20 protein-coding genes are annotated in these 22,768 nt (G+C 53.7%); 6 read left to right on the top strand and 14 right to left on the bottom strand.

Annotated features, from left to right (window positions below):
* Positions 1 to 101: 101 nt before the first annotated feature.
* Complete coding sequence (locus TLL_RS02150) at positions 102 to 1,241, top strand: glycosyltransferase family 4 protein (RefSeq protein WP_011056273.1); 1,140 nt, start codon at positions 102 to 104, stop codon at positions 1,239 to 1,241.
* Here the strand turns inward: TLL_RS02150 and TLL_RS02145 are convergent.
* Both TLL_RS02145 and pruA read right to left on the bottom strand, forming a co-directional pair.
* Positions 1,235 to 2,392 carry a class I SAM-dependent methyltransferase gene (locus TLL_RS02145; protein WP_011056272.1) on the bottom strand — a complete coding sequence of 386 codons (1,158 nt, stop codon included), beginning with the start codon at positions 2,390 to 2,392 and terminating at the stop codon, positions 1,235 to 1,237. The two genes, TLL_RS02150 and TLL_RS02145, sit on opposite strands and share 7 nt — an antisense overlap.
* Complete coding sequence (pruA, locus tag TLL_RS02140) at positions 2,392 to 5,334, bottom strand: L-glutamate gamma-semialdehyde dehydrogenase (protein ID WP_011056271.1); 2,943 nt, start codon at positions 5,332 to 5,334, stop codon at positions 2,392 to 2,394. The genes TLL_RS02145 and pruA overlap by 1 nt, the downstream gene beginning before the upstream one ends.
* Positions 5,335 to 5,891: 557 nt before the next feature.
* On the opposite strand from pruA, the gene priA reads away from it, so the two are divergent.
* Positions 5,892 to 8,372 (top strand): primosomal protein N', encoded by a 2,481-nt coding sequence (gene priA / locus TLL_RS02135; RefSeq protein WP_164920687.1) that lies wholly within the window; start codon positions 5,892 to 5,894, stop codon positions 8,370 to 8,372.
* On the opposite strand, the gene cruF is transcribed toward priA, so the two are convergent.
* The 10 genes from cruF to lepB all read right to left on the bottom strand — a co-directional run bounded on the left by cruF (position 8,328) and on the right by lepB (position 16,771).
* On the bottom strand, positions 8,328 to 9,242 hold the full coding sequence (gene cruF / locus TLL_RS02130; RefSeq protein WP_011056269.1) for a gamma-carotene 1'-hydroxylase CruF: 915 nt from the start codon (positions 9,240 to 9,242) through the stop codon (positions 8,328 to 8,330). The two genes, priA and cruF, sit on opposite strands and share 45 nt — an antisense overlap.
* 70 nt (positions 9,243 to 9,312) lie before the next feature.
* Positions 9,313 to 10,008, bottom strand: a complete 696-nt coding sequence (locus TLL_RS02125) for an energy-coupling factor transporter transmembrane component T family protein (protein ID WP_164920686.1) — start codon at positions 10,006 to 10,008, stop codon at positions 9,313 to 9,315.
* Positions 10,009 to 10,030: 22 nt separating this feature from the next.
* Positions 10,031 to 10,744 (bottom strand): potassium channel family protein, encoded by a 714-nt coding sequence (locus tag TLL_RS02120; protein WP_011056267.1) that lies wholly within the window; start codon positions 10,742 to 10,744, stop codon positions 10,031 to 10,033.
* A 41-nt stretch (positions 10,745 to 10,785) separates the two neighbouring features.
* Complete coding sequence (locus TLL_RS02115; protein ID WP_011056266.1) at positions 10,786 to 11,064, bottom strand: glutaredoxin family protein; 279 nt, start codon at positions 11,062 to 11,064, stop codon at positions 10,786 to 10,788.
* Positions 11,061 to 11,528 (bottom strand): VOC family protein, encoded by a 468-nt coding sequence (locus TLL_RS02110; protein ID WP_011056265.1) that lies wholly within the window; start codon positions 11,526 to 11,528, stop codon positions 11,061 to 11,063. The genes TLL_RS02115 and TLL_RS02110 overlap by 4 nt, the downstream gene beginning before the upstream one ends.
* A 107-nt stretch (positions 11,529 to 11,635) precedes the next feature.
* Positions 11,636 to 11,950, bottom strand: a complete 315-nt coding sequence (locus TLL_RS02105) for a hypothetical protein (protein WP_011056264.1) — start codon at positions 11,948 to 11,950, stop codon at positions 11,636 to 11,638.
* A 50-nt stretch (positions 11,951 to 12,000) separates the two neighbouring features.
* Entirely contained in the window at positions 12,001 to 13,326 is a 1,326-nt protein-coding gene (locus TLL_RS02100; protein ID WP_164920685.1) for an aspartate aminotransferase family protein, read from the bottom strand.
* A gap of 4 nt (positions 13,327 to 13,330) precedes the next feature.
* Positions 13,331 to 14,164, bottom strand: a complete 834-nt coding sequence (locus TLL_RS02095; protein WP_011056262.1) for a DUF975 family protein — start codon at positions 14,162 to 14,164, stop codon at positions 13,331 to 13,333.
* A gap of 41 nt (positions 14,165 to 14,205) precedes the next feature.
* The gene (locus TLL_RS02090) at positions 14,206 to 15,378 is read right to left on the bottom strand and encodes an RNA-guided endonuclease InsQ/TnpB family protein (RefSeq protein ID WP_011056261.1); all 1,173 of its coding nucleotides are present in this window, start codon (positions 15,376 to 15,378) and stop codon (positions 14,206 to 14,208) included.
* A gap of 823 nt (positions 15,379 to 16,201) precedes the next feature.
* Entirely contained in the window at positions 16,202 to 16,771 is a 570-nt protein-coding gene (gene lepB, locus TLL_RS02085) for a signal peptidase I (protein WP_011056260.1), read from the bottom strand.
* Positions 16,772 to 17,110: 339 nt separating this feature from the next.
* Here lepB and psb32 point away from each other — a divergent pair, with 339 nt between their 5' ends.
* Together psb32 and TLL_RS02075 are read left to right on the top strand one after the other, a co-directional pair.
* Entirely contained in the window at positions 17,111 to 17,797 is a 687-nt protein-coding gene (gene psb32, locus TLL_RS02080) for a photosystem II repair protein Psb32 (RefSeq protein ID WP_011056259.1), read from the top strand.
* A gap of 19 nt (positions 17,798 to 17,816) precedes the next feature.
* Positions 17,817 to 18,551: a 2-phosphosulfolactate phosphatase family protein gene (locus TLL_RS02075; protein WP_011056258.1), complete on the top strand. Its 735-nt coding sequence runs from the start codon at positions 17,817 to 17,819 to the stop codon at positions 18,549 to 18,551.
* On the opposite strand, the gene TLL_RS02070 is transcribed toward TLL_RS02075, so the two are convergent.
* Together TLL_RS02070 and TLL_RS02065 are read right to left on the bottom strand one after the other, a co-directional pair.
* Positions 18,541 to 19,419 (bottom strand): 4-hydroxybenzoate solanesyltransferase, encoded by an 879-nt coding sequence (locus tag TLL_RS02070; RefSeq protein WP_232018134.1) that lies wholly within the window; start codon positions 19,417 to 19,419, stop codon positions 18,541 to 18,543. The genes TLL_RS02075 and TLL_RS02070 overlap by 11 nt on opposite strands.
* Positions 19,420 to 19,922: 503 nt before the next feature.
* Complete coding sequence (locus TLL_RS02065; protein ID WP_011056256.1) at positions 19,923 to 21,101, bottom strand: RNA-guided endonuclease InsQ/TnpB family protein; 1,179 nt, start codon at positions 21,099 to 21,101, stop codon at positions 19,923 to 19,925.
* 51 nt (positions 21,102 to 21,152) lie between these two features.
* On the opposite strand from TLL_RS02065, the gene tnpA reads away from it, so the two are divergent.
* Positions 21,153 to 21,551, top strand: a complete 399-nt coding sequence (gene tnpA / locus TLL_RS02060; protein WP_011056255.1) for an IS200/IS605-like element ISTel2 family transposase — start codon at positions 21,153 to 21,155, stop codon at positions 21,549 to 21,551.
* 162 nt (positions 21,552 to 21,713) lie between these two features.
* Positions 21,714 to 22,712 carry a hypothetical protein gene (locus TLL_RS02055; RefSeq protein ID WP_011056254.1) on the top strand — a complete coding sequence of 333 codons (999 nt, stop codon included), beginning with the start codon at positions 21,714 to 21,716 and terminating at the stop codon, positions 22,710 to 22,712.
* Positions 22,713 to 22,768 lie beyond the last annotated feature (56 nt).

Below are 22,768 nucleotides of genomic sequence, written 5' to 3'. Positions count from 1 at the left end.
AGCCCTCCTGAATTCAAGGAATTTTTTCGCCCCGATGGGTTGCATCAAGACCCCCCTGATTTGAGAATGGGAAAAATCCCCCTCCCATTCAGGTTAGCGAAATGCGGATCGCACTATTTACCGAGACATTTCTGCCCAAAATTGATGGCATCGTTACCCGTTTATGTCAAACTGTCCGACATCTGCAACGGAATGGCCATCAGGTGCTCGTGGTGGCTCCCGACGGTGGGTTAGACCATTACGAAGGCGCGCGCATCTATGGTGTCTCCGGTTTTCCCCTCCCATTGTATCCTGAACTCAAATTAGCCCTGCCGCGACCCGCCATTGGCAAAGCCCTAGCGGCCTTTGAACCCGATCTGATCCATGTGGCCAACCCAGCTGTCTTGGGCTTGGCCGGTCTGTACTATGCGCAGAAATTCCAATTGCCCTTGGTAGCCTCTTACCACACCCACTTGCCCCAATATCTGAAGTACTATGGCTTGGGTTTTCTGGAGGAGCTTCTCTGGTTCCTCTTGCGCTGGGGTCATAACTGCGCCCAACTCAACCTCTGTACTTCAACGGCCATGGTGGCAGAGCTTAAAGCCCATGGGATCCGCCATCTGGATCTCTGGCAGCGGGGGGTGGATGTGGAATTGTTTCATCCGCAACGCCAAAGTCAAGAAATGCGCCATTTTCTCAGCCAAGGGCACCCAGAAGCCCCCTTGCTGCTCTACGTCGGTCGTCTCTCTGCTGAAAAGGAAATTGAGCAAATTAAGCCAATTCTGGAGCAGATTCCCCAGGCACGGCTGGCTCTAGTGGGCAATGGCCCCCATCGCGAGGCCCTGGAAAAACACTTTGCTGGGACACCCACCCATTTTGTCGGCTACCTGCGAGGTGAACGCTTAGCAGGGGCCTTTGCCTCTGCCGATGTCTTTATCTTTCCCTCGCGCACGGAAACCCTTGGCTTGGTTCTCTTAGAAGCAATGGCAGCGGGCTGTCCTGTGGTGGCTGCCAATAGTGGGGGAATTCCCGATATTGTCACTGATGGGGTGAATGGGTTTTTGTTTGATCCAGCAGACCCTACAGGAGCCATTACCGCTTGTCAGCGCCTCTTTGACTCTCCGGACGATCGCGAGACCCTACGCCAAAATGCTCGCCAAGAAGCGGAACGCTGGAGCTGGGCGGCAGCCACGCAGCAACTAGAGCAGTACTACCGGTCGGTTTTGCCAGTTCCCCAGCGGGATGTGGCTCTGAGTCATTGAGCGAATCCCTGAACCGCTTCCTCGAGTTGCGGTAGATTGAGGCGGGCTTGCTTCCCTTGGAGAACGACGTAAAAGCCCCCGAGGCCAAGGGGATCAATGAGTTGGTGGAGGGCTTGATGGCGGTTGAGGGCTTGCAGGAGATTGCCATTACTCTGTTGTTGTGCCACTAGGCGATCGCCTAGGCCCAAAGCCATGAGAAATAAACTCTGGCGGGTGACATAGAGGGTTGCAAGACCAAATTGCTCACCATAGCATGTCAAAGCCGTCACATCCACATGGGCCGTAATGTCCTGCTCGCCAACAAAGCAGTAAGGATTGTTGTGGCAGCGGTGTTGGTAGTAGCACTGCAACGTGCCCTCACAGCGGGCGGGATGATAGTATTGCTGGGCGGGATAACCATAGTCAATGGTAAGAACAAAGCCCCGCTTTAGGTGCTCACTTAGATCCTTGAGCCATGGGATCAGGTTCAAATTAACCTCAGTACGGTAGCCGTCGCTGTAGCCCTGCTGCTGCGGATCAATGCCAACGGTGGCAAAGTACTCGTGAATGCGATCGTCGCTGAGGGGACCCAAGACCTCCTGAAACGCTCCCTGGGCATTGAGGCTGACATAAATTTCCTGCCAATTATCCCCCTGCCATTGCAGCCGATGGACGGGAAAGGCATCTACCAGCTCATTGCTAAAGATGCAGCCAACAATGGGTTCACAGGCGGTGTCCAAGTCTCGCCAGCGCAGGCGATCGCCCCACGGTGCCAAGCGTTGCCGTTGCCGTTCCCGTAAACTGGGGGATGGCTCTTGAATTTGGTACTCAAGGGCGGCAAAGAAATCGGGATAGGTGGCTTGGCTATAGCCCAAGACCCCCTCAGCAAATTGGCCTTCACCGGCACCCATCTCTAGGAGAGTAAATCGCTGCGGTCGCTCCAAGGCATGCCACATCTGCACAAAAGCCTCAGTGAGCAGTTCCGCAAAATCCCTCGTGAGACTGCTGGAGGTGATAAAGTCGCCGCGCCGACCAATTTGCAGTTGGGGACGATTGTAATAGCCCCACTGGGGTGCATAGAGCGCCAAGGCCATAAACTCACAGAAGGAAATGGCGCCCGCTGCCCTGATGCGCTCCTGAAGGGCGGCCAATAGCTGAGTCCCTTTTGGCATCAATCATCGACTCCGGCAATGGGGGCAAACCCTTGACGTTGGACATTCTCGGTAATGACCCGCGGTTCAAGGAATTGCAGCAGGTAATCGCGTCCACCGGCTTTGGAGCCAATCCCCGACAGCTTAAAGCCGCCAAAGGGCTGCCGATCCACGATCGCCCCTGTAATCCCCCGATTGATGTACAGGTTCCCTACAGCAAATTGGGCTTTGGCCTGCTGAATATGGGAGGGCGTCCGCGAATACAGCCCCCCTGTCAGGGCATAGGCGGTGGCATTGGCAATTGCAAGGGCTTGGGTGAAGGTTTCTGCCCGTAGGACGGCCAGCACCGGGCCAAAAATTTCCTCTTGGGCGATCGTGGCCGTGGGGGGCACGTTGGTAAAGATCGTGGGCGAGACAAAATAGCCCATCTCCGGTACCGGTACGCTCAAGAGGAGTTCCGCCTCTTGCTGTCCTTTGGCAATGTATTCCTGAATGCGATCGCGGGCAGCGGCTGTCACCACCGGTCCGACACGGGTACTGGGCAAGTGGGCTGGCCCAATATTCAGGGACTGGGTGGCCGCCACTAAGCGCTCCACAAAGGGTTTGTAGATGGACTCAAGGACAATCACCCGCGAACAGGCGGAGCATTTTTGGCCGCTGTAGCCAAAGGCGGACTGCACAACCCCCGCCACTGCCTGATCTAAGTCGGCACTTTCGTCAATGATGATGGCGTTTTTGCCCCCCATCTCGGCAATCACCCGCTTGATGTGGCTTTGTCCCCGCTGTAACACTGCTGCCTCAGCAATAATGCGGCAACCCACCTCTTGGGAGCCAGTAAAGGCGATGAGATGTACATCGGGATGTTGGGTTAAATAGGGGCCAATCACGGAGCCACGTCCGGGGAGAAACTGAAACACCCCCGGCGGAAAACCGGCGGCCATCAGGATCTCCGCTAGTTTGGCAGCAACGACGGCGGCGGGATCCGCAGGTTTGAGAATCGTGCAGTTACCTGTCACTAGGGCGGCCGCGGTCATACCGGTGGGAATCGCCAAGGGAAAGTTCCAAGGAGAAATCACAACCGCAAGGCCCCGCCCTTGGTAGTGGTAATGGTTGGTTTCACCGGGAAAGTTGCGGTCATAGCCGCTGCTGAGGCGCTCCATTTCATCGGCGTAGTAGCGGCAAAAATCAACGGCTTCGGAGACTTCGGCATCCCCTTCTGCCACCACCTTGCCCACTTCGTAGCACATCCAAGCCACCAGTTCATGGCGCTGTGCCTCTAGGAGGTCTGCTGCCCGCCGGAGCAGGGTTGCCCGTTCAGCCACGGAGGTCTGTTGCCATTGGGCTTGAGCGGCTTTGGCAGCCCGGATCGCATGCTCGGCATCCTCAATGGTGGCCAAGCCAACCCGACCGACGATTTCCTCCGGCTGCGAAGGGTTCAGGGACTCACTGTATTCGCGGGGATTGACGCGATCGCCATTGATGATGGGAGTATAGGTTTGCCCCAGTTGGCGATGGACATGGATTAAGGCCGCTTGAATGGCTTCCCGCTGGCTGGCTCGGGCATAGTCACTATTGGCAGCATTGACAAAGGTTGAAGTCTTGCCCGTGGTCAGATGAACGTTCACGGCTTCAAAGTCCGCCGTTGGTTCCGGTGGGGCCAGTAATTCCTCGATGGCCACAGCCCCCAACTGTTGGCGTAAAAAGGAACTATTGGCGGTATTTTCCAGGAGTCGCCGAATCAGGTAGGCCATCCCCGGAATGAGATCGCCATAGGGACAATAGACCCGCACCGTTTGCCCTGCCTCCACCAATGCCTTGGCCAGTTTATCGGCCATGCCGTAGAGAACTTGGCATTCCATGGCCGTGGGCGGAATGTGCTGCCGTTGAGCAATTGCGATCGCCCGCGCTTGGGAACGCACATTATGGCTCGCGATCGCTGTGCGCAACACCGTATGGTGACTCAGGAGCAGTTCAATGATGCGCTCAAAGTTGGCATCCGTGTTCTGTTTGTGTTGATAGACGGGCAACGGCCAATGATGTTGCACTGCCTTAATGAGTTCCTGATCCCAGTAGGCGCCCTTGACCACCCGCACAGTGATGGGGGTGCCCCGCTGTTGTACCCAAGTAATGAGGTCTTGGGCATCTTGGTAGCTATCCCGCAAATAGGCCTGCAGTGTTAGCCCAATATCGGCGCGATCGCGAAACTCTGGCTCTAGCAAAATATCCTTGAGGATCGCCAAGGTAATGTCTTTGTAGGCATACTGCTCCATATCAAAGTGCACTGCCACCCCCAATTCTTGGGCACGATGCAACAGCCGGCGAATCGGCTCTCCCACCTTGGCACGGCAGCCAGAAACATCCAAAGGATCAAACTGGGAGTAAAAGGCCGTCAGCTTTACGGAGACCTGGACTGGATTCACGCCCTCCCGTTGGCCCAAGGGACTGAGGTGCTCCATCAAGTCAAGGTAGCGATCGCAATACTGCTGTGCCTCTGCCTCCGTAATCACCGCTTCCCCAAGAATATCCATCGTCACCAGCATGCCCTGCTTGCGCAGACGGCCAATGGTTTTTAGCACCTGCTCGGTGGTTTCACCGGCAATGTACTTGTGGGCCAGGGCTTGCACTGCTGTTGTGAAGGTGGTTGCCGCTGCTTGGGCCGGCAGGGAATCCGGCTGGGCAAAGTTCAAGAGTTTTTTCAGCCCGGGCGGCAACTCCACACTGGGATCACTGAGGTACTCCTGCAGGTGGCGTGCCACCTCGGTTTGACTGCGCAGACTGGGCAGACAGTCAATGAGGCGAAAGAGTTGTACCCGTAGACCCGGATGTTCCATGGCCCAGCCGAGGAGCTTATCTTCAATGCGCATTTGCTCCCGCAGTTGGCTAAAAAAGTTGCGGGACTCTTGGCTGGCCGCCCACAGTTGCCGGGCGATCGCGATCGTTTCTGCTTCGTAAAGACCGGTCATGGAGAATTTGAGGTGAGGAGCAGTTTTTCCTATTTTCCCATGTCCTCTTCAACAAACAACCGAATTCTCAGTGCGGACGAATCAATTGGCGGCTTACTCCCATCAAGCAAAGGCGCTCCAACACCTTAGCCAAGGCAACCCCGACGATCCCTGATCGGGGCAAAGCCGGCGGCTGTGATACTTGTTCCTAGGACTGTCCCCTTGGCAAAGCGGCGCACCACTGGCCAGCAAGACCTGGGGCGCCTACCAGGCCTGCGGCAGCTTCTCCAAGCAGCGACAGTTGAGACGATGCCCCTCGGGATCAACCACGACCCGAGGAGGTGATATAGTCGCCTTGACATCTTCCCTCGCCTCAAGGCGGCGGATTCCTGACACCAGAGGCATCAGGATGGTTCACGCTTCACCGACAGTCGCCCGAACAAGCCGAAGCTTGAACAGGTCTAGCACCATCTCCACGTGCGGTCACGGCCTGCCCGGCCGCCAAAATGTTGATGGCCGCGTTAAGGTCACAGTCAACGCAACTTCATCCTTTGGGTTTTACTAAAGGAGTTTGTAACATGCAACAACTCAACGGCGGCCGCGCCTTCCTCCCCTGCCTGAAGGCGGAGGTCTCCAGCGCAGAATACGATGAAGGCCCTGCCTTCGCCAGTGTGCTTGTGGACTGTCCGGGGGCAACCGCAGCCTATACCTACCAAATTCCTAGGGGTTGGCGGGTGCAGGGAGGGGACGTGGTGGAAGTGCCCTTTGGCTCTCAGGTGGTGCGGGGGATTGTCCTAGAGGTGTTGGCGGTATTGCCGCCATCGGTCGATCCCCAGGGGTTGCGATCGCTCCTTGAGGTGGTTGACCAGCAGCTTTTTCCCAAGGACTATTGGGCCCTGTTAGAGCAGATTGCCACCTACTACTGCACGCCTTTGATCCAAGTGGTACGCACTGCGTTGCCGCCGGGGGTTTTGGGGCGATCGCAACGGCGGGTACGCCTGCGGCCACCCCAGGGAATTCCCCCCCTTTCGGAACAAGGGCAACATCTACTGCGCTTTCTCCAGACCAAAGGCAGTGGGGACTACAGTGTGCGCTACCTCCAGCAACAGCTGCCCAAGGTTCAGCGGGCCCTCAAAGAACTGGAACGCCTTGGCTTAGTGGAAACCTACTTAGCGGCCGCCGCCAGTCAGCAGCCAAAACGGCAACAGGCGGTGGTACTCCTCAATAGTGAAGGGAAGACCTTAACACAGCGGCAGCGCCAAATCCTCCGCTACTTGCAGCAACAGGGTCGCGATTGCTGGCTCCAGGAGGTGCTCAAGGCCACGGGCACGACCCCCCAAACCCTCCACCGCCTCGCTGCCAAGGGATACATTGCCATTGTGCAGCAGCAGCACTGCCGCACTGAACAGGGGATAGCGGTGACACCCGATCGGCCAAAAACGCTGACGCCGGCCCAAGCCACTGCCCTGCACGTCATTTCAAAACACCTAGACTGCGCCCAAACCTTTCTCCTACACGGCGTCACGGGCTCGGGCAAAACGGAAGTTTATCTACAAGTCATTGCTCAGTGTCTAGGGCGGGGGCGATCGGCCCTGTTGCTGGTGCCCGAGATTGGCTTAACACCCCAACTCACGGATCGAGTGCGAGCCCGCTTTGGTGAACGCCTGTTGGTTTATCACAGCGGTCTCAGTGAGGGAGAGCGCTACGATACTTGGCGATTGACTTTGATGCCGGAGCCGCGAGTGATCATTGGCACGCGCTCGGCGGTACTACTGCCTTTAGTGGGCTTGGGTTTGATCATTCTCGATGAAGAGCACGACAGCGGCTACAAACAGGATCAACCTCAGCCCTGCTACCATGCCCGCACCGTTGCCCAATGGCGATCGCGCCAGCAACAGTGTCCCCTGATTTTGGGAACCGCCACCCCTGCCCTCAGCACTTGGCAGGCTGCCCAGGAGGGACAGATTCACCTCCTTTCCCTACCGCAGCGCATTCATGCCGCCCCCTTACCCCCCATCACGATCGTGGATATGCGCCAAGAATTGCACCGGGGCAACCGTTCGATGCTCAGTCGTCCGCTGCAAGAAGCGCTGGAGAATCTGCAGGGACAGCAGGCGATTCTCTTTGTGCCGCGGCGGGGTCACAGCACGTTTGTCTCCTGTCGCAGTTGTGGCACAGTGATCTACTGTCCCCATTGCAGTGTGTCTCTTACTGGGCACCTCTTTGGCGAAGAGATGGAAGTGCTGCGCTGTCATTACTGCAACTACACTCAGAGGGTGCCGCAGCGCTGTCCTAGTTGTGGCTCCCCCTATCTCAAGCCCTTCGGTGGCGGAACGCAGCGGGTAGTGAGGGAACTGAATCGCCTCTTTCCCCAGTTGCGAGTCCTGCGCTTTGACAGTGATACCACCCAACGCAAGGGTGCCCATCGCCAGTTATTGACGCAATTTGCAGCCGGCGAAGCCGATGTGATGGTGGGGACGCAAATGCTGACTAAGGGAATTGATCTGCCCCAGGTTGCCCTCGTGGGAATTTTGGCTGCCGATAGTCTCCTGCACTTGCCCGATTATCAGGCGGCAGAACGCACGTTTCAAATTCTCACCCAAGTGGCGGGGCGATCGGGCCGAGGGGCCCATCCCGGTCAGGTCATTCTCCAAACCTATGTGCCGGATCATCCAGTGATTACAGCAGTCAAAGCCTATGACTGGGACAGCTTTGCTACCCGGGAGCTAAGTAGCCGCGCCCCCTTGGGCTATCCCCCCTATGCCCAACTGGTCCTGCTGCGCTTGAGTAGTCCCGATCCTGAGGACGTGGCCGCAACGGCACAGGCGATCGCCCAGCACCTCCAGAGGTTAGATGCGGTTTCTCAGGGAGACTGGGAAGTCCTTGGCCCTGCCCCCGCCGCGATCGCCAAAATTGCTGGCCGCTACCGCTGGCAAATTTTACTCAAGGGCCAATCACTGCAAACTTGTGGACTCAGCCAAGCCCTGATCCATCTCAAGGCGGAATGTCCCCGCTCAACCCGCCTCAGTATTGATGTTGACCCCCTGAACTTTCTCTAGGGGGGCTTCAGCAAACCACCACAGGGCCGTGACCGGCACGACCCCCAACACAAATCCCAACGTTGCCGGAATCCAAAAGCGCTGATCCAAGGATGTGAGCGTAATTATTGCTCCAAAGGCGAAATTTACCAGATACACCACCAAGGGGGTAATCAGTTGCCCACGGTTGACGACCATTGGCTTTGGCCACCACGTGATCATCGCCAGTCCCATAAATACGGCTCCTGTGCCCGTCCAGCCCAGAATATTGCGGTAGGGCATACCAAAGAACTCGCCAACCTCCTGAAATTGCCAAAAAGGAATGGTGGTTTGACTCATGGCCGGATCAAGGACAAAATCCCAGGCCGTTAAAAAGAGCGCTCCCAATCCTACCGTGATCAAAGCTGCCCCCAACCCCGCGCCTTTGCCTTCCCGCAGGGGACGACTAATGAAGCCACTATAGGCCAAAAGAAACGTGACGAGCCCCATATAAAACCAGGACAGGGGAATTGTGAAGGGCACCAACCCAGCAATTTTGTAGCCCAAGCCACTGAGGTAACCGTAATGGCCAAAGGGAAAGCCGGTACTCGTCCCCAACAGTTCACTGGTGAGGGAAATGCCTACGGCTGGCAGTAAAAAGCTAAGGAGTTTGGCAAGGCCAAAGTTGCGGTAGGTATGAAGGGCGATCGCCAGCGCACCTAGGACAATATAAACTACGCCCCCACTCTCCATACTCCATTGAAAAAGTTGCTGACCCCACACGGGCAATGCCAGAATAAACTCAGGATGAGGCACGACGAGGAGCAACCCCGCTAAGCCAAAGGCCATCGCCGCAATATGGCCAATGAGGCACACCTGCTCCGCAACGAAAAGCGCGTTCTTGGGTTTCATAGGGGCAATCTCAAAGGGGCAACCGTTTACAAATGTTAATATGTTAATGTATCACTGTTTCCACCATTAGCTATTCACCCCAAAAAGGCAGTTGAATTTCCCCAAGGGTGTCATAGGTTGCCAACAGCCCTGCCCCTACGGCAGCAATCAGCGTTAGCCCCCAACTCCACGGTGCGCCCTCAGAAAATTGGGGACGACGCTGGAGACCTTGCCCATAGCCCCGTAGCCGCATTGCTAGGTAAATCTGCTGGGATCGTTCTTCGGCGCGAATTAGAAAGCTGCCAATCACTTGTCCCCAAGGGCGAAGACGCCGCCAACTCAACTGAAATCCTCGCAGAAACAGAGCCTGCCGCATTTGGGCCAGCTGTGCCTCCAGCTCAAAAAGGTAGCGATAGGTCAATGCCAGGGTATCCACCAACAGGGGCGGTAGCCCCCACCAGCGACAGACGCGCATCCACTCGCTAAAGGTGAGGGTGTCGAGCAAGACCACCCCCAGAGCCAGACACAGCAGCAAGCGCCAAGGGAGCAGTAATGGCATTGGCCACGGGGTTAGTGCCAAAAGTGCCCACAGCCCTAGAAAAAAGAGCCACATCTGCCGTAGACGTTTGCCCAGGCGCTTCCAGGGGAGGTGGCTTAGGGTGTAGAGCAGCACCACTAGCAGGGTAGCGATCGCCAGGCTATGCCATCGCTGCAAACTGCTAATACAAAGAATCCATAGAAAAATAGCCAATACCCGTGCGGGGGGCGACCAGTGACGGAAGCTCAACAGCCTAGACCTGGGTCTTATCTCAGTGAACGTGCTGACTACGCAAAAAGCGCTCAATATCGTTATTGTCACCAATCACTACCATGATGTCCCCTTGATGCAGCTTCTGGCTCGGACTGGGATTGATTTCAAACTTATCATCAAAGCGCAGGGCAATCAGGTTCAAGCCATAGCGACTGCGGAGTTCCACTTCGGCAACGGTACGGCCGTGAAATGCTTCGGGGACTTTCACTTCCACAATACTCTTTTGCGGATCGAGGTTAAGGCAGTCTAAAATCGCGGGTCGAGTGAGCGATCGCGCCAGTTCACAACCTGCCTCGTATTCTGGAAAGACAACCCGGTCAGCTCCTACCCGCTCTAACAATTTCTTGTGAACTTCCGATGAGGCCTTAGCAATCACCTTGGGAACGCCGGCTTCCTTGAGGTTGAGTGTGGTAATAATACTGGCATCTAAGTGATTACCAATGGCCACAATCACCGTTTCAAACTCAAAAATTCCTGCCTCCTTCAGGGCTTGGGGATCGGTGGCATCCAATTGAATCGCATGATCCACAATGTGATCTTGGAGGACTTGATTCACTAGGCGCTCCTGATTATCACTGCCAAGTACCTCATAGCCCATCCCATGCAGGGTTTCACACACCCCGCGGCCAAACCGTCCTAGGCCAATGACCGCAAACTGCTGCGAGAGCTTAACACCACGGCCACGAAAGAGCATCGCTCCCAGATTCACCATGCGTGAGTTCCTTCTTGGTTTTGCTATGCCGATTATGCCCCTTAATTGGCTGCTGCTGATCCAGTTCCCTTGGCCAATTCCTGGAGGCGTTGACGAATGTGCGCCACCGAGGCACGGGGGGAAAGTCGCGGCACAGGAATCACTTGCGCCCCAATTCCTAGGTAGAGGACAGGAATCTCGTACTGGTAGGCCTGCCACCAATCTTCACGGCGGGTGATGTCCCGTACCTCAAGGGTAAATTCCTTGAGGGTGGCCAGCTTTTCTTGCAGTCCTTCACAGAGGTGACAGCCGGGTTTGCTGTAGAGAATCAGATGACTCACGGTTGCGGTGCAGAAACGAGGGGAGTATCCCCAATCTTACGGTAATCCCGCAGACCAAAAATAGCTTCTGGGTGGCGGTAGTGTTTGATTTCAATCAAGTTGTGGAAGGGGTCTGCAAGAAAAAAGGTTTGGTGCTCTAAGGGGGTATTGGCAAAGCGGGTACGGGGTGGTTGGTAAAAGGTCAGCCCCTTGTGGATCGCGCGATCGCAGAGGTTTTGCCAGTCGGCTTGTCCCAAGAAAATTAGGCCAAAGTGGCGCGGATAGATTCCTTTCGGGGGTACCAAGGGTTCATCGGTGACATGGGCCACCAACTGGTGGCCATAGAGCTTCATGATCAAGCAGTGGGGATTTTCGCGCCCCGGTTCACACCCCAAACCATCAATGTAGTAGGCCTTGGTGTCGGCGAGATTATTGACCGGAAAGGCCAGGTGAAATAGCACAGGAGCGATCGCCAACTGAGCCATAGGTTTCTCTTGAAGGAAAATAGCTAAATTCGCTGCTATTGTAGCAGGAGAACCGGCTCTCGATCTGCTGCCCAAGCCGAGTCTAGTCTCAGTTCCTGTATTGTTGCCTATCGGCAAGGGAATGGATAACGGGGGTAATAGGGGTAGTTCACCGGTGAATAGGGGGGCTGGTAAATCACCGGCCGGGGTGGATAGGGCACGGGCACAATAATGTAAGTTCCTGATTGGCCCGGCGGACGGTAAATGATGGGATGGTAGGGATCATATGACGGTGTCCGTGGTCGCCCAAAAGACCCTAGCCCCGGGAAAAAGATATCGACCCCCGGCTGATTGGGAAAGAGGGGATAGGCAGCACGACTAGGAGGAGCGATCGCCAACAGTGTCACTAAGCTACTGATCGCCACTGGGAGGAAGCGTAACATACAAGCCTCCAAGGAGAGAGAGTGATCTTTTAGACTTGACGCTGTGGTGCCTAGGGAAGTTCCTGTAGAACGCGACTCAAAATGTCCACCATTTGATCAATGTGCGATCGCTCCACAATCAATGGCGGCGAGAGGGCAATAATGTCCCCCGTGACACGAATCAATAGTCCCGCTTCAAAGGCCCGACAGAGGGCATCATAGCCCCGTGGGCCTCCTTGACCCTCCCGGGGAGCCAATTCAATGCCGGCCACCAAACCCAAATTGCGAATATCAATGACATGGGGAAGACCCCGTAGACTGTGGATGGCCTCCTGCCAATAGGGTGCCAGGGAAGCCGCCCGCTCAAATAAGGCCTCTTTCTCGTAAATCTCTAGGGTGGCTAAGGCAGCGGCACAGGCAAGGGGATGTCCCGAATAGGTGTAGCCATGGAAAAACTCAATCTGCCCCGCTGGTCCTTGCATAAAGGTCTCGTAAATCTCATCGCGGACAATGACTGCTCCCATTGGCACAGCAGCATTGGTGAGACCCTTAGCCACAGTGATGAGATCTGGCGTGACGCCAAAGTACTGGCTGGCAAAGGGGGCACCAAGACGGCCAAAGCCCGTGATCACTTCATCAAAGATCAGCAAGATGCCGTAGCGATCGCAAATGGCACGGAGGCGTTCCAAATATCCCTGAGGCGGAATCAATACTCCCGTAGAGCCAGCGAGAGGTTCGACAATGACCGCTGCAATTGTTGAGGCATCATGGAGCGCCACTAGGCGTTCTAGCTCATCGGCTAAATGTGCCCCCCAAGTGGGTTGCCCCTTGCTGAAGGCGTTGTGTTCCAAGTTGTGGGTGTGGGGCAAATGATCTACCCCCGCCAAGAGAGAACCAAAGAACTTGCGATTGGGGGCAATTCCCCCCACTGAAATCCCACCAAAGCCAACCCCGTGATAGCCCCGCTCCCGCCCAATGAGCCGTTGCCGCGTCCCCTCTCCCCGCAGTCGATGATAAGCTAGGGCAATTTTTAAGGCTGTATCCACCGCCTCAGAGCCAGAGTTGGCAAAAAAGACATGGTTGAGAGGGTCAGGCGTAATCCTGCGTAGGCGATCGGCCACCTGAAAGGGTCCTGGATGTCCCATCTGAAATGTGGGGGCAAAATCCAGTGTTGCTGCCTGTTGAGCGATCGCGCTGATAATTTCCGGACGGCAGTGCCCGGCATTAACACACCACAACCCAGCCGTGCCATCGAGAATCTCACGGCCATCGATACTCCTGTAGTACATCCCCGCTGCCGAAACGAGTAGCCGAGGACTTTGCTTGAACTGGCGGTTTGCCGTAAAGGGCATCCAAAAGGGGTCAAGATTGAGATCCACAAAGGTGGGCAGCGTCATTGCTCTAAGACGGGTTGGGGGTATCAGTGGTAGGTCTGAGGCCAATAATATCGCGGTAGGCCGCCACAATGACACAACTACTCCAGGGAATACTCACTAGCAGCCCCACACAGCAGAGACAAAGGCCCAAAATATTCCAGAAAATAATTGACACATTGAGGAAAAAGAAGCTCCACCAATTACGAGAGACCAAGCGTCGACTTGTTTCTAGGGCTGGCCACACGTCAAACTGGTGTTCTACCACTAAAGGGACAGCAAACATATAAGCTACCCCAAAGTAAACCCCCGGCAGCAGCAGGAGGACACCTGCAAAGATTAAAACGGGGATCAGTTCGTACGGTACAGGGGGAAGCTGCTCCAGTAACGCTAGCAGTTCTTCTAAGTCGGCATCGGGTTCCGCTGCTTCGGCTGCCGCCCGCTCCAATATGCTTTGAAGCAAGGGTAGCCCCGCAATCATAAATAGAATGCTGGCACTGATCACAAACACATTCGTAATAAAGCCGATGACTAGGTTCGTCAAAAAAATGGGCAAAAAGTAGTTGTTTTTGAACGCATTAAAAAATTCGCTAAATGCGGGTCTTTGGTTGTGGACAATGCGAAAGCTAAAAAAGTAGTAGCCTGCGGCGAAGAGACTTGACGAAACCCCGCCCGCAATTGGGCCCAGCCCTGGAATACTTCTGAGTAGAGTATTGGTAATCGTCGCCAGAACCAGGAAGCCGATGTAGGCGGCGGGTTGGGTGCTGAAAATTTGCCAGCCCTCCTTGAGGTATTGACCACTTCGAACCTGATAATGCCGGTTGGCGATCGCTTGGGGAGTATGTTCTGACTCGCGGTACATGTTGACATCCTCCCCCCGCTAAAGCAGGGGGATTCCCAAAATCACTTTTGGGACTTTCTGCTTCTTCGCAGTTGCCCTCCAGACGTATGCCTATCAGGTCTTACACCCGCTCCACAGACTGTAACCGTGTGTCCCACGGCCAAAATATTCCCAGCGGCATTTATATCCCGGTCATGGTGCGCCCCACACTTAGGACAGTCCCATTCTCGGACGCTCAATGGCAACCGCTCAACAATGTGACCACACTGTCCACAGCGTTTAGAACTGGGAAACCATCGGTCAATCTTCACCAGTGTCCGACCATACCACTGGGCTTTGTATTCCAATTGCCGTACCAGTTCACCCCATCCAGCATCACTGATGGATCGGGCAAGCTGACGGTTCTTGACCATGTTTTTCACAGCCAACGACTCGATTACGATCGTTTGGTTTTCACGTATCAATCGAGTCGTCAACTGGTGCAAATGGTCTTTTCTGGAATCAGAGATTTTCTGGTGAATCTTGGCAACTTTCAACCGCGCCTTATCCCAATTGCGAGAGCCTTTTTGTTTGCGACTCAAAGACCGCTGCGCCTTACGGAGTCGTTTGTAGTAGCGGTTAAAGTGCTTGGGGTTGGCAATCTTTTCCCCTGTACTCAGGGTAATGAGGCTGCTAATCCCTACGTCCAAACCAACCGACGGGTCGACGGGCTGCAGTGTCAACTCTCTGGGGTCATCAAACCTCAGACTGATGTACCACTGTCCAGCAGGGTTAAGCCTGATGGTCACGGTGGATGGTTCAACACCATCTGGAAGCCGTCTCGACCAGCGAATATTCAGCGGTTCGTTGCACTTTGCCAAGAATACTTTTCCGTCTTTCCACCTAAAAGCAGACTTGGTGAATTCTGCGCTACCGCCATTGCGTTTCTTTTTGAAGTTGGGATATTTTGCCCGACCTGCAAAAAAGTTAGTGAAAGCAGATTGCAGATGTCTCAATGCCTGCTGCAAGGGGACAGAGCTAACCTCATTCAAAAACTGAAGGTCATCTTGCTTTTTCCACTGAGTAAGCAAGGCAGAGGTTTGAACGTAGTCAAGTCTCTCTTTTCGTTCATACCAGGCTTCTGTTCTCGCTGCCAGTGCTCGATTATAAACCAACCGAACACAGCCCAATGTTCTCCGAAGCAGGGATTCCTGCTCAGTTGTTGGGTAGAAGCGGTAACTGAAAGCCTTTTGCATGCTTTAAATTATAGCGATTATTCTGTGAGTAACACAACTATACTTGGCAGTCACAGACTGCCGCTCCTATCCCTCCCCTCCCTAAAGGAGGGGGTCTCTCGGAGGTAAAGATAACGGTTCCGAGGGTCTGCCTTTAGCCTAGTGATTGCCTGGGGCTGCGCCAATTGTCAATGTGTCACTTTTTCACCTTTCTAAAACATGGGATACAAGTCTTTCCTGTAGTCATTTTCAACATGTTGAGTGTGTTCAATCCATGGGACAAAGCCTGTATTGGAGATTTAAGCAGGCACCTGTGTACAGGATCGAAACAAGACTGGGTTATAAAGACCACTATATGAAAAAGGCGACTGATTCACCTCCCAAATCTAAATAAATCTTCACATTGTTCCTATGGCTTCTTTTCTGTTAATACCTTAGCCTTCAGCGTTCAAGCCTCAAAGCCTCAGACTTCTAAAAGCGGAGAAGGCAATCTAAGGAGTCTTTATAGTTTATTTTGTCAATGATTTCTCGATCAAGACAAAACCGAGGAAGTATGTTGAGCATACGCTTTTGGCACCAGTCTCTGGTCCCTAGGATCGCTTGAGATTGTTAGCAGCGTTTCCTTAGACACCCTTGGCCTAGAGCTCAACCTACAGCATGGGACAGGTGGCAGCAACAGCCCTGAAAATCTGTCAGGTGAGCTGACCTGCCCAGCCTTCAAGTCTGCGAAATGGGAACTATAGCTTGCCATCAGCCTGCTTCCAGGCAAAAGAAACCCTGCGGGGTACCCCTGCCAGTTGAATGGGACGGGTGGGTGCTGCTCACCTAACAATGATGCGGCCGCTCAGGTAGCCGGAGATGAAATTTTACCTGCATGGTTGAGGGGCCAATAGCAGGCGATCGCCCGACCAATGACATTCTCAAGGGGCAAAAATCCCCAGATGTGGGAGTCGTTGCTGTGGTTGCGATTATCCCCCATGACAAACAGCATATTCTCCGGCACTGTCACCGGGGAGAGGGTATAAATGGGTGGCTCAGCAATGTACGGCTCTTCAAGGGGGCGATTGTTGACCCAAACTCGGCCATCATGCACGGCAACTGTATCTCCCGCTGTTGCAATCACCCGCTTAATGAGGGCTTGATCAGCACGATAGCCAAGAGTCTGCAGGAGGGGTGGGGTATAGAAAACAACAATGTCCCCCCGCTGGGGCGATCGCTGGCGATAGGTGATCTTTTCCACCACAATGCGATCGCCCGGCCAAAGTGTTGGCTCCATAGACTCTGAGGGAATAAAACGCGACTCCGCTACAAAAACGCGAATCAGGAGTGTGATTAGCACAGCCACCCCAATCAACAGGGCATGATTGCGTAGCAATCGCCAACGAGAAGAGGAATGGGTTGCCGAAGCAGACATGCCGCTTTTTTCTAAAATATGGAGGTTTCTCTAGATATAGAATAAACGAAGGCAATGAGATGCTACCCTACAGTGACCTTCGCAGTGTTAAGTGTACTCTATGGGAAGAGAGCTGTACCATTGCTATGGGTTAGGTTTATAAACCCAGTTACTTTCAAATCCTTGACTCAAATCCTTGACTAGTAGGCAACTAGCTTATTTTTAGGCAAGGTTTACGCTTGTGGGTGCTCCTTGGTCGGACAGGTTGCTGGAAAACGTTTTAAGATTTATTAGAAGGAAATTTATTTTTGCAAGCAATATCTGAGAAAATTGCCTTGAGAGATACAGGATTCCGCACAGATGCATTGGCAAGTGGCTTGGAAAAACGGCATTCGCTACCTTTTGCTCACACTACTCGCTAGTACGTTATGGGTCACCCCTGTCTGGGCAACCAGTGCAATCGATATCCCCTTTCCGGGAACAGCGACCGGGGTCATTGATGAGGGCAATGTGCTCAGTGCCGTCACCCAAGGCAGTGTTGGGCGATCGCTCCAAGACCTCTCCGAGGCAACGGGCATTAATGTTCATGTTGTTACACTGCACCGCCTTGACTATGGCGAAACCCCCCAGAGCTTTGTGGATGACCTCTTTAGCCAGTGGTTTCCCGATCCTGAGTCCCAGGCCAATCAAGTGATCATTGCCCTCGATACCGTCACCAATGGCACAGCGATTCATTACGGCGACGCCGTGGCCGAGCGCTTGAATCCTGAGACCGCCGAAAGTATTGTCCAAGAAACGATGCGGGTGCCCCTGCGGGAGGGCAACTACAATCAAGCGGTACTTGACACCGTTGATCGCCTTGGCAAAGTCCTTAAAGGCGAACCGGATCCGGGACCCCCAGTGGTACGCGAAGTGGTTGTCGAGAAAACCTACAAAAGCAAAGAGGAAACGGACGATCGCTCCGCCACAATTATTGTAGTTGCCCTGCTCATCGCCGCTACAGTGATCCCAATGGTGACATACTTTATGTATCAAGGATCATCGTAGCCAAGCTCTCCTTTCATTTATGAAAATCTATACATACCACACACCAGAGCGTGTACCAGCTGACTGGCAACCTGACTGTGCCATTGCTGTTGATGTCCTGCGGGCAACCACCACGATTGCCACTGCCCTAGCCGCTGGAGCAGAAGCCGTTCAAGTCTTTAGTGATCTGACAGAACTCGAGCAAGTCAGTCAGCAGTGGCCGGCCGCCAAGCGGATTCGTGTTGGTGAACGGGGTGGGAAAAAAGTTGCTGGCTTTGACATGGGCAACTCTCCTGCTGAATGCTTGCCGGAGCGGGTGAGAGGATGTCGCCTCTTCATGAGCACCACCAATGGCACCCGTTCCCTTGAGCGAATTCAGGCAAGTCCCCTTGTTCTCGCTGCTGCCCTTGTCAACCGTGCTGCCGTGGCTGAATTTGTCCAAAAACATCAACCGGAAACCGTTTGGATTGTTGGTTCGGGTTGGGAAGGCAGCTATTCCCTCGAAGATACCGTTTGTGCTGGGGCACTGATTCATTACCTCTGGGGTCAGCAGGATGCCCCCCTCGAAACCCTTGCTGGCAATGACGAAACCATTGCTGCCACTGCTCTGTATCGCTACTACCAAGATGATCTATTGACCCTCTTTCACCATTCCAGCCACGGGCAGCGCCTCCTTAATCTGGGCAATGAAGCCGATCTCAAATACTGTGCCCAAGTGGATATTCTGGCAATCGTGCCGTGGCAGGTTTCTCCCAAGCTCTTGACTAAGGCCTAGGACACCACATCCCCACCCAGAGCAAAAAGCCCAACCAGACATTTTCATTGAAATAACGACCATAGGTCTGAATGGGGAGGGTTGTTGTTTGGGTATCACGGCGCTCATGGGTATAAATTTGCAGGGATTGGCGCAGCCAAAAGTAGGTGGTGACTGCCAAAGCCAGCCAAAATCGCCAAGTGAGTCCTGCCCTCACGCCAACCATCATGAGGAAGACCACCGTCAGCGCATAAAATAGCGCGATCGCCAAGGGCGCATAGGCACCGAAAAATAAGGCACTGGAATTGACCCCCAGGCGGCGATCATCGGGGCGATCGGGCATGGCATACACCGTATCAAAGGCCAAGGTCCACATCACCACTGCTGCCCACAACCCCGCTGTGGTTAAGGTTAAGCGTCCCTGTACTGCTGCCCAGGGAATGAGCACAGCAAACCCCCAGGCCACTGCTAAGACCAGTTGTGGAATTGGCAACACTCGCTTCGCCAAGGGATAGAGGAGAATCACCGGCACTGCGGCCACCGCCAGCCAATACCCCAAGGGAGTGAGGTAGAACGTCAATCCCCAGGCGCAGAGTAAAGCAATTACCATCAAGCCCAAGGCCACACCAAGGGAGAGGCGGCGACTGGCTAGGGGGCGGTTTTGAGTCCGCTGCACATGGGGGTCAATATTGCGATCCCAGCAGTCATTGACAATGCAGCCCGCAGCACTCGTGGCGATCGCTCCCATCGTGATAATTAGTAGCAACTTCAACGACGGCAAACCTTCACTGGCTAATGTCAAAGACCAGAGGGCAGGAATGAGGAGAATCAAACGACCCGCAGGCTTATGCCACCGCAACAGTTGGGCGATCGCGACCCAAGTTGACACTGAGGTTCTCGAAACTTGAGAATTCACCGCACCGCTCCCACCGTGAATGCCACTACACTTAAAAATCTTAACTTTTCAGGCGGTTTTGGGAGGTTGCCGCTCAATTTGCCCTAGGTTTCTAGTAGCCGGTCTGCACTCCGTCTATGCCCCCTTTGTGGCCAGAAAACCCTTTCACGTTTTCCGTAGTGCCCCCCATCCCCTGCCGAGGAAGAAGATAACTATCTCGAAGATTACTTCTTTGAGAAACCCGCAGCCATGCCGGGTACCCTCAGTATTGAGGCTGATGCTCCACCACCGACCATTATTCTCATTGACTATCCGCCGGATCAGGCCAGCCATCGCCTTTGAGAAACTCCGGAAGAATGTGGCCCCTACCTCAGGAGTCCGTCTATCAGTTGGATTGATGTTCAAGGGATTGGCGATGAAGATGGGATGCGGCGCCTCGATCAAGTGTTTCAACTGCATCCCCTTGTTCTTGAAGACATTTTGACATACTCACCGGCCTAAAGTGCGATGATTCTTGACGCTTCACTGGGTGATGCTACCGAAGTAGTCTTACTCCCCCTCTGCGTCCATTTATAGTCGTGGCAATGCCCTATCCCGACTTTTTCTATGTTTCTTGCAGCATTTTCGTCTCTATCGTGCTCTGTACCACAATTTAGACATACGACCGAGCGAACGGATAGATCGACTTTGCCCCATTTAAAACCGCATTTTGAGCAAGTCTGACTGGTTGGCTCCCATCGGTCAATGACAATAAACTCACGGTTTAGTTTGTTGCACTTAGCCTCAACTAAAACCCTGAATTCTCGCCAACCTTGCAAGCTAATTGCTCTAGCGAGTTTGCGGTTCTTCACCATTCCAGAGACATTCAAGTCTTCCAGCGTGATCACTTGGTTCTCGATAACCACGCGGGTAGACACTTTATGCAAGAAATCCCTGCGAATGTCTGAAATCCGACTATGAAGCTTAGCGATTTGCAGTCTTGTTTTCTCCCGCCGTTGGCTTCCTTTAACTTGACGGGCCAGTTTGCGTTGTTTTCGCCTGATCTTTTTGTCTAACTTGGAATAATCAGGGCCATCAATCTTTTCGCCCGTACTTAAAGTAGCAAACGCTTTAATTCCCAAATCAATGCCGATAGAAGGATTACTTGCAGGTTGATGAACTGGGTCGATCTCGACGACAAAACTGAGAAAATATCGATTTGCAGCATCTTTAATCACCGTAACTGAGCTTGGTTTAGAAGGAAGCTTTCTTGACCAAATTGGTCTGACATTACCAATCTTCGCTAGATAAACTTCTTCGCCTTTAATTGAAAAACCATAGGTAGTAAATCTGGCGGATTGTCTTTCTGTCTTCTTTTTAAATCTAGGAGGGTTGATCTTCTTGCCTTTTCGCCGACCTTTAATTGAATCGAAGAAGTTTTTATAGGCAACTCCTAAATCGGCAACGGACTGCTGTAACGGGACATTAGAAACATCAGACAACCATTGCCGCTCTGGTGTTTTCTTCCCTTGGGTAATTACTAGCTTTTGCAATTCACTAGTTTTTGGCAATGAATCAGATTGTTTACAAATTGCCAGTGCGTCGTTCCATACCACACGGACACAGCCAAACAACTGAGCTAGGCGTTGTCGTTGTTGGTCTGTGGGATAGAAACGATACCTATATCTAGCTTTCATTGGTCGTGATATAGTTGGTCTGTAGCTAGATTATAGGTTGGTCTACAGGCAATGTCAAGTCATCTTCGTAAAGGGAGACATAGTGTTACGGACCTGAAGATTCATTTGGTATGCGTGACTAAGTATTGCCGGCCAGTCCTTAGCGCTGAGGGATTAGAGCTGATCGAGAAATCGTTTCGAGAAGTCGCCAAGAAGATGGATTTCCAGATTCTTGAATTTAACGGCGAGGAAGACCATGTCCATGCGCTAATCGAGTACCCTCCTAAACTTTCTCTTTCGCAGATCGTAAATGCGCTTAAAGGCGTATCTAGTCGTCGATATGGAAAAGCTGCACTACCAAAACCCCATGAAGAATCACTTTGGAGCCCTAGTTATTTTGCGGCATCTGTTGGAGGAGCACCGTTAGAGGTGCTTAAGGAATACATGAGAAATCAAAAAAAGCCGTCCTAAAAGGACGGGGCTTGTATCCCATTTCATTGGTCAGGGGCAGCGGTGAGATGCCTGATCTCTAGAGCCATCATGGTTTCTCATCCTCAGCCTTCAGAAGCTAGGGTGGTTATCGCCCCTGTGGGCAATAGGCTATACTGCTGAAGCTGTGCTTTTCTCCGACCGATGGAGCCAACGCCTGACTTTGTTTTGCCGATTCCGGCTGCGGATACCCCCCTCTCTGAGGAGGAATTTCTTCAACAGGTGCGCCAAGCGTGGCAGGTGTGTGAGCGCTTTGACCTGCAAACGGAGATCTGGCGGGGGCAAATTCTACGGACAGTGCGCGATCGCTATCGCCATCAAGGGGACGAGCGCGGTATTGGCTTTCAGCAGTGGCTCCAGGAACAGGAGATTAGTAAACGCCGTGCCTATGATTTGATTCAGTTGGCCGATCGCGCCGATGAATTGCTCCAGGAACGCCCCCTACCCCCCGAAGCCATTGCTCGTTTTAGTAAACGCGCCTTTTTGGAAACGGCCGCAGCGGATCCCGAGGTGCAAGCCCTGATTACCCAAGCCGCCGCCGCGGGCGATCGCATTACCCACCGCGAAGTGCGTCAACTGCAAGAGGAATGGACTGCCCTGCACTCTGATCTCCTCCCGCCCGTGGTACGCCAAAAGGCCAGCGATCGCACCCTTGCCCCCCGCTACGTCGCCCCCTTGGTCAAAGCCTTAGAAAAGCTTCCCCCCCAGCAACAGCAGGAACTCTCCCAAGCTCTGGCTAGGGACCCCAGCGTCGAAACCGTTAAGGAAATCACAGCGACAGCTCGCCAACTCAGCCGCTATCTTGAGGCCGCCCCCCAAATTCAAGCCCTCAACGCTCACCCTGTGGATCTGGAGCAGGTCCTCATCGAAGCCCAGCGCCTTGAGCAACGACAAACCGTTGTTGATCTCCTGCAGCAGGCCGCGCAACTGGAAAGTACCATTGCTCGGCTTTATATCACCTGGCAGCGCCTCCGCCATTTGAGCGATCGCCTCTACCAAGAATCGGGTGCCAGCACGCCCCAATTACAGGCGCTATTGGAGGCCTTGGATGTTCTCTTTGGGGATATTGTGCAAATTGACCTGGCGGGACAAACCGTTAAGGTACATATCTTTTCTGAGGGTGAACCTCCCCCTGAATTCTAAGCCAGTGGATCACCGAAGTCCCCATTACTGGTAACGTGGTATGGAAGCCATATGAT

Origin of the sequence: Thermosynechococcus vestitus BP-1, assembly GCF_000011345.1 — a bacterium.
In the GTDB taxonomy this organism is placed as follows: Bacteria; Cyanobacteriota; Cyanobacteriia; order Thermosynechococcales; family Thermosynechococcaceae; genus Thermosynechococcus; species Thermosynechococcus vestitus.
This window is presented reverse-complemented; position numbering and strand designations above follow the sequence as displayed.

Coding starts and splice junctions, on each gene's coding strand:
- TLL_RS02095 (WP_011056262.1), bottom strand. CDS start 14,164: ATGTACCGCGAGTCAGAACATACTCCCCAAGCGATCGCCAACCGGCAT.
- TLL_RS02150 (WP_011056273.1), top strand. CDS start 102: ATGCGGATCGCACTATTTACCGAGACATTTCTGCCCAAAATTGATGGC.
- pruA (WP_011056271.1), bottom strand. CDS start 5,334: ATGACCGGTCTTTACGAAGCAGAAACGATCGCGATCGCCCGGCAACTG.
- TLL_RS02110 (WP_011056265.1), bottom strand. CDS start 11,528: ATGGCTCAGTTGGCGATCGCTCCTGTGCTATTTCACCTGGCCTTTCCG.
- psb32 (WP_011056259.1), top strand. CDS start 17,111: ATGCATTGGCAAGTGGCTTGGAAAAACGGCATTCGCTACCTTTTGCTC.
- TLL_RS02090 (WP_011056261.1), bottom strand. CDS start 15,378: ATGCAAAAGGCTTTCAGTTACCGCTTCTACCCAACAACTGAGCAGGAA.
- tnpA (WP_011056255.1), top strand. CDS start 21,153: ATGTCAAGTCATCTTCGTAAAGGGAGACATAGTGTTACGGACCTGAAG.
- priA (WP_164920687.1), top strand. CDS start 5,892: ATGCAACAACTCAACGGCGGCCGCGCCTTCCTCCCCTGCCTGAAGGCG.
- TLL_RS02145 (WP_011056272.1), bottom strand. CDS start 2,392: ATGCCAAAAGGGACTCAGCTATTGGCCGCCCTTCAGGAGCGCATCAGG.
- cruF (WP_011056269.1), bottom strand. CDS start 9,242: ATGAAACCCAAGAACGCGCTTTTCGTTGCGGAGCAGGTGTGCCTCATT.
- TLL_RS02120 (WP_011056267.1), bottom strand. CDS start 10,744: ATGGTGAATCTGGGAGCGATGCTCTTTCGTGGCCGTGGTGTTAAGCTC.
- TLL_RS02075 (WP_011056258.1), top strand. CDS start 17,817: ATGAAAATCTATACATACCACACACCAGAGCGTGTACCAGCTGACTGG.
- lepB (WP_011056260.1), bottom strand. CDS start 16,771: ATGTCTGCTTCGGCAACCCATTCCTCTTCTCGTTGGCGATTGCTACGC.
- TLL_RS02055 (WP_011056254.1), top strand. CDS start 21,714: ATGGAGCCAACGCCTGACTTTGTTTTGCCGATTCCGGCTGCGGATACC.
- TLL_RS02100 (WP_164920685.1), bottom strand. CDS start 13,326: ATGACGCTGCCCACCTTTGTGGATCTCAATCTTGACCCCTTTTGGATG.
- TLL_RS02105 (WP_011056264.1), bottom strand. CDS start 11,950: ATGTTACGCTTCCTCCCAGTGGCGATCAGTAGCTTAGTGACACTGTTG.
- TLL_RS02065 (WP_011056256.1), bottom strand. CDS start 21,101: ATGAAAGCTAGATATAGGTATCGTTTCTATCCCACAGACCAACAACGA.